Genomic DNA, 6,140 nt, shown 5'->3' on the forward strand with positions numbered 1-6,140 from the left:
CTCACACAGCACCCCCGGCTCCGACGGCCGCCAGAGCAACGCGCAGGACCTGCTCGTCGGCACCGTCGCCCTGGTGCGCCTCCACCAGGGCGCGCGTGCGCGCCGCCACGGCGGCCGGGTCGCGGCCGTCGCGCAGCACGGCGGTGAAGATGTAGGTGAGCTCGTCGATCCCCGCCGCGTCCATCCCGGCCCAGGACACCTCCTGCAGGCCCAGGCGCAGGCCCGCCGGGGCGGTGATGTGCGGCAACGGGATCGCGTTGACGACGATCCCCGCCTCGAACAGCCGACGGGAGGCTTCCTCGGCGGCCAGCAGCGGGGCGATGTCGATCCACAGCTGATGGCAGTCGGTGAACCCGCCCTTCTCCCCGCACACCGTGAACCCGCGCTCGGCCAACCCCGCTCCCATACGGCGGGCATTGGCGACGGTGGCCGCCGCGTACGCGGCGCCGCAGGCGTCCATCTCGGCGGCGGCTACGGCCAGGGCGACGACGTCGGCCGGATGGTGATGGGAGACGAAGTGCGAGGCGTGCTCATCTAGCCGGGCCGCGAGCTGGGCGTCGTTGGTGGCCAGCAGTCCCTTGTGCGGGCCCGGGTAGGTCTTGTGGGTGGAGCCGCCGAGGCTGTCCGCGCCCTCCGCGAGCGGGTTCTGCCACGCGCCGCCCGCGATCAAGCCCAGCGTGTGGGAGGCGTCGTAGTGGATCAACGTGTCGGGGCCGACCACCTCGCGCAGCCCGGACAAGTCCACGGGGAACAGGCACATGAACGCGTCCAGGTACACCAGTTCCGGCCGCGGCTGGCCACCCAGCAGACGGGCGAGGGCGTCTAGGTCGAGGGTGGACGTGGCCGGGTCGACCGGCAGATCTTCCATCTGCAGGCCCAGCCGGGTACCGATGAAGCGGGTCGAGCCGTGCCCGCCGTCGCGCTCCGCCAGATTGAACGCCCTCGCCCCGGGGCAGGCCAGCGCGGAGAGCGCCACCGTCAGCGCCGAAACCCCCGACACCGGCTTGAGGTTCACGTGGCGCGCGCCCAGCTGCGCGCCGATCCGCACGGCCGCGGCACGCTCGATATCGACCAGATCCTGCCGTCCCGGCCACGCCCAGTTCTCGCCTCCGCCGTCGGGGCCGGGAAAGGCGTACCGCACGGCGGCCTCCGTCAGGTGCGGCACGCGGGCGGCCAGCGACAGCCCATTCTCGCTCGGCACCAGATGCAGCCGGTGCCGGGCAGCGTCGTGGTGGGCTGCCGCCTGCCGCAAGGCGGTAAGCGCGTCGGGCGGGGTGCGGGTCACGAAGCGATCTCCTGACGGTCGAGGACGAGCGGCACCGCCGTGAGTGGGGCCTTGGCCGGCCGGTAGCGGATCCGGCTGGGCGGCCCACCGGGCAGCCGCGGCACGCCCTGGTGAAGGACCGAGGCCATGACGGTGAGAGCCATCAACTCGGCGAGCGGCCGGCCCAGGCAGGCGTGCGCGCCGCCGCCGAACGCCCACAGCCGCGCCCCGCGGGCGTCGCCGTCCAGGAACCGCCGCGGTCGGAACGTATGCGGCTGCGGGAAGACCTCGGGGTCGAAGTGCCCGGCCGACGTGGAGTACGCCACCCGGGTACCGGCCGGGATACGGTAGCCGCCCAGGTCCACCGGGCACACCGCCTCCCTCAACGAGAGCAGGTTCGGCGAGTGCAGACGCTGAGCCTCGGCGAGAACCGCCCGCAAAACGGGCACGGCATCCCGCCGCGCCAGCACCTCCGGCGTAGCCACGGCCACGTGCGCCTCCGTCTGCGCGAGCACCGCGTGCTGCTGGTTGCCGGCCAACTCGACCAGGCACCAGGTGATCAGGCTCGCCGTCGTCTCCCTCGCCGCGATCAGCAGCGCCAACAGGTGATCCGGCAGCGGGCCCACCGCCTGTGACGCATCCGCGAACGCGGCCACCAGACCTGCCAACGCCGAGTCCGTACCAGGCTCGGCGACAGCCGCAGCCGCCCGGCGGGTGAACAGGGCGTGCAACCGGCGACGGGCTGCACGCCCCGCCCAGTACCGGCCGGTCATGAACCGGTCCCGTCCTGGCGGAGCGCCGGACCCGGCGACGAACGGCTCGAACACGGCGGCGAACACGGCCGCGTCCGCCGTCTCGGGAGCGATGCCGAGCAGTACCCGAGCGCTCAAAGAGCCGGTGAGCGCCCGCACCTCCGTGTACAGATCTCCCACGCCGTGCTGCGCCCACCGGGCTGCTATTGGATCCGTCACCTCCAGCAGGGCTGGCAAGTAGCCAGGCAGCGCCCGGCCCGACAGCGCCGGCCGCAGCCTGCGCCGGGCCTCTGCGTGCCCCTCACCAGTGAGGTTGAACAGGGCGCGGCCGAACAGGTCATGCACCAGCGGGGTGTTGAGCACCTCCAGACAACCGCGCTCGCCGGCGAACAGCTCAACCAGCCCCGCCCAGGTGCCCACCAGCACCGTCTCGTGCCCGTCGACCGCCATCCGAAAGACCGGCCCGTGCCGACGATGCCCTTCCTCCAGGGCCCCCAGCGGGTCCAGGTCGAAACTTCGCACCGTGTGGTGCGGGGGTAACCCGCAGGCCGCCGCGGCGGCCTGCTCAGACACCCGACCGCTCCAGAACGTCCAACTGCCGGGCCGCGCGGGCGGTGACGGCCGCGTGGTCGATCCCGGCCACCTCCAGTGGCGGCTTGCACGCGCAGTCCTCGGGCAGGTCGTCGGCCTCGCCCGTTTCTCCGAACCGCATCAGCGCGTCCACCACCCGGTCCGCGCAGACCGGGCAGGCGTCGGGGAACACCGACTCGAAGTCCGTCCCCCGCAGGTTCACGCACGCCACCCGCACCGCGAGCCGCTCATGGACCCGGCGGATCGCCTCCACCACGGTCCACAGGTTCGGCGGCGTGTACTGCCCGGCCTGCCACAGCTCCCACGCCACCGTGTTCCGCGACACCCGTGTCGGGCACAGCGTCATCCCCTGGACCCCGAGCCCGGTCAGGTAGTCGACCGACTGCACCACGTCGGTCACGGCCTCGCCGTCGGTCAGGAACGGCGGCTTGACCATCAGGTAGATCTTCGGATCCACTCCCAGGCCGGCCATCACCATCAGCGCTCGTTCGAAGGAGACCTGGGAGATCCGGGTGTTCACCAGCGTCTCGCGCACCAGCGCGTCTGCGGACTGCAAACCGATCCCGATCTCCAGCCGCACCTCGCCCAGGGCCTGGACGAACGGGGTTAGCGCTCGCTCGGTGACGAACTGCGGCAGCGACTCCACCACCAGCCGCTTCACCCCGGCCGCCGCGACCAGCCGGGCGATCTCCACCTGGACGTTCCGCGGGATCTCCCGTGGGGCGAAGAAGCTGCCGTCGTTGTAGAGGGAGAGCACCTCGTACGACGGCTCGCCCTCGGTCCGTTCCAGGGTGTGACGTACCTGATCCAGCAGACTCTCGCGCGAGGTCCCGCCGTGGATGCCGTAGTTGTTCAGATTGGTGAAAGGGCACATCGTGCAGGTCGGCACCGAGCAGCCGCCCGACATGACGATGACCTTCTTACGGCCGACAACGTCACCGTGCGGCAACCGGATCATGTCGTAGTCGACGAACCGAGGCTCCGCCGGCTTCTGCGTCCCCGAAGTGCGTAACTGTAAGGACAGATCACCGATCCGGCGACGCAGGTCCTTCACCGTCACCGGCGAGTCGAGCGCGTGCTCAGGCATGAGGAGCCCCCTTGATCCCCGGTCGATCAATCGGGTCTGCCCGCGGACCGGAAGCGCGGCGCAGCCGTCACGAATCCTCAGAAGAGCCGAAGATTCAATGCTTGGGAAGACGGCCTCGAACCGCCAGCCCATTGGGTGTGAATCGGACAGACGACAACACTGCGATACGCAACGCCCGCGCATCCGAATGTGGAGGACGCCGATGGCCTAGAAGTTGTAGCGATGGAGGAACACACGCTCGCCTTGAGGGTGAAGAAGGCACCGGCACACTCGACGAGTGAGCAGAGCGGATTCCACTGGGTAGCCGACGGTCCGCCGTGGGCGGCGTGGACAGCATGACGGGGCCTCCCAGGGGACGACGAATCAATCCACTTGCCGCCTATGACCGCGACGACCCGGGTGCCCGTTGCCGGACTCCGGCGAGTCTATCTGGCTTGTGCGGCAAGGGCCATGTGACGAAAACCGCCTGGCTCATCGGCGCACCGCTGCTGACCGCTGCCGTGGCCAGCGTCCGCGTCTGGCACATCGGCGGCACGAGCCGTACATCCTCAAGCACTACAGCGACCCTGCCCGTGCCGCCAACGAGGCCGCCGCTCTCGCCCTCCTCACGCACCACCGGGTCCCGAGCCCCCGCCTGCTGCACGCTGACATCGAAATGCAGCCGGCCTGGACCGCCCAGAGCGTCGTCCAGGCCGAGCCCGTCCCCGCCGACCGGTTCCTGGATGAACTCGCCGGTCCCCTCGCCGCAGTCCATGCCATCCCCGGAACGCACTTCGGGCGCCTCGCCGGAGCCACCCGCCACCACACCTGGCGCGACTACCTCCACGACCGCCTGAACCTGTACACAGCCACGGCACCCGATCTCGTTACCGTCGCAGCAGCCCTCCGCCAAGACCTCGACCGAGTGAATCTCGACATCGAGCACCGGCTGCTCCACCACGACCTTCAGCTCGGACACCTCGTCCGCGTCCCAGAGGGCCCACGTGTACTGCTGGACTGGGAACTCGCCGCTTTCGGCGACCCGACGTCCGACCTTGCCCGCCTCGCCGTACGTCTACGCCTGCTCTCACCTCAGCCCGTGCTCACCCATGGGCCCGCTCCAGCCGACCAGCGACGCCTGGAGCTGTACTGGCGTCTCCACCTCCTCGCCGATGCAGCTCTGGCCACCAACCCCGAAGTCCAGGCACACGCCCTGGCCCTCACCACCGGCACCATCACATGATGTGAAACCGCGGGCCCGTCACCGGCCGTCGAGGCCGAAACGAGCCGCCTCGTAGCACACCGCGGGGCAGAATCCCGATGACCGTCCACGAAGGGGGATGATCCGAGTGCGACCCAGCCAACAGATGCGCGACCTCGGCATCGTCCAGTACGGCGCCCCCATCCTGGCCGAGCCCGGCCGCTCCTTTGGACTCCCGGACGAGCGGAAGCAGGCCGACGCCGTCGTCGGTCAACTCCTCGACGCCATGGAACGCATCCGCCGCGCACACGACTTCTCCGGCAAGGGCCTGGGCCTGGCCGCCCCGCAAATCGGCATCGACCGGGCCGCAGCCGTCGTCACGCCGCCCGGCGCCGATCCGATCATGCTCCTCAACCCTCGTATCACTTCCGCATCCGACGAGATGGACGAGAAGTTCGAAGGCTGCCTGTCGTTCTTCGACGTACGGGCCCTGGTTCCCAGGCCCCTGCGGATCACCGTCGAGGCGGTGACGCTGGACGGCAGCACCACGACCACGGTCTACGAACGGGGCGAAGCCCGGCTCATCGCGCACGAGATCGATCACCTTGACGGTCTTCTGCTGCTGACTCGGATACGGCCCGGAATGACCCCGATCCCCGTCGAGGAGTACCGCAAGACGGCCGAAGCCACCGGCCGGGCCTGGTCATATGAGTAGAAGAGGCAGGGCATCACCGTGGGCAGGCACGCCCGTCCCGGACCGCCGGACCAGCCGTCCCGCGCGGCCCCTAGCATCGACCCCGACGACCCACTCGCTCCCTACCACCGGCGCAGGTGTGCACCGATGGACGTCTACCGCCGACACCGGCCCGTCGGCGGCGGGGCCACCCACGTGCGGCCGGAGGAACCGCGGGTCCTGGAGCCCTGGGACGGCTTCGCATACGTGCCCGAAGGCACCGCGCCGAACCTCGCGGCCGCTCAAGCCTGGGCGGCCGGCGGACCGGCGCCGGGCGGGTAGGTCACCGGCTCGATCGGCCCAGGCAGAGCTGGGATCTCGGCGACAATCGCCTCGCTTCAGACACAAATCCGGACCATGGAAACGTTGAGGATTGGCCCGGCTGCAACAACCCGGCCGAACTGCGCATTCGGCTCGATGTGGCGCTCGAGGAGAACGTGGAACTACTCGCAAAGCGGGTCTTCGAATTTAGTGGGGGTGTGCCTCTCGTCGGCTCCGGCGGGTGGTCGCACAGCGTGAGCGGAGGCGTTGGT

At 70.2% G+C, this 6,140-nt stretch carries 6 protein-coding genes; 3 read left to right on the forward strand and 3 right to left on the reverse strand.

The window, feature by feature from the left end:
• Position 1: 1 nt before the first annotated feature.
• From O3Q52_RS15465 to O3Q52_RS15475, 3 genes are read right to left on the reverse strand one after another with little or no spacing between them, the layout of a single operon-like run.
• Positions 2 to 1,285 carry a hypothetical protein gene (locus O3Q52_RS15465; protein WP_269649356.1) on the reverse strand — a complete coding sequence of 428 codons (1,284 nt, stop codon included), beginning with the start codon at positions 1,283 to 1,285 and terminating at the stop codon, positions 2 to 4.
• Complete coding sequence (locus tag O3Q52_RS15470) at positions 1,282 to 2,589, reverse strand: cytochrome P450 (protein WP_119581073.1); 1,308 nt, start codon at positions 2,587 to 2,589, stop codon at positions 1,282 to 1,284. Before O3Q52_RS15470 ends, O3Q52_RS15465 begins: the two co-directional genes overlap by 4 nt.
• A complete protein-coding gene (locus O3Q52_RS15475) occupies positions 2,582 to 3,694 on the reverse strand; it encodes a radical SAM protein (protein ID WP_119581074.1) in 1,113 nt (370 codons plus the stop codon). Before O3Q52_RS15475 ends, O3Q52_RS15470 begins: the two co-directional genes overlap by 8 nt.
• A gap of 655 nt (positions 3,695 to 4,349) precedes the next feature.
• On the opposite strand from O3Q52_RS15475, the gene O3Q52_RS15480 reads away from it, so the two are divergent.
• From O3Q52_RS15480 to O3Q52_RS15490, 3 genes are all read left to right on the forward strand, one after another.
• A complete protein-coding gene (locus tag O3Q52_RS15480) occupies positions 4,350 to 4,916 on the forward strand; it encodes a phosphotransferase (RefSeq protein WP_332112914.1) in 567 nt (188 codons plus the stop codon).
• 97 nt (positions 4,917 to 5,013) lie between these two features.
• Positions 5,014 to 5,589 (forward strand): peptide deformylase, encoded by a 576-nt coding sequence (locus O3Q52_RS15485; protein ID WP_269649357.1) that lies wholly within the window; start codon positions 5,014 to 5,016, stop codon positions 5,587 to 5,589.
• A gap of 18 nt (positions 5,590 to 5,607) precedes the next feature.
• Entirely contained in the window at positions 5,608 to 5,889 is a 282-nt protein-coding gene (locus O3Q52_RS15490; RefSeq protein ID WP_119581077.1) for a DUF6087 family protein, read from the forward strand.
• The last annotated feature ends 251 nt before the right edge of the window (positions 5,890 to 6,140 follow it).

The organism is Streptomyces sp. ActVer (assembly GCF_027270795.1).
GTDB lineage: Bacteria > Actinomycetota > Actinomycetes > Streptomycetales > Streptomycetaceae > Streptomyces > Streptomyces umbrinus_A.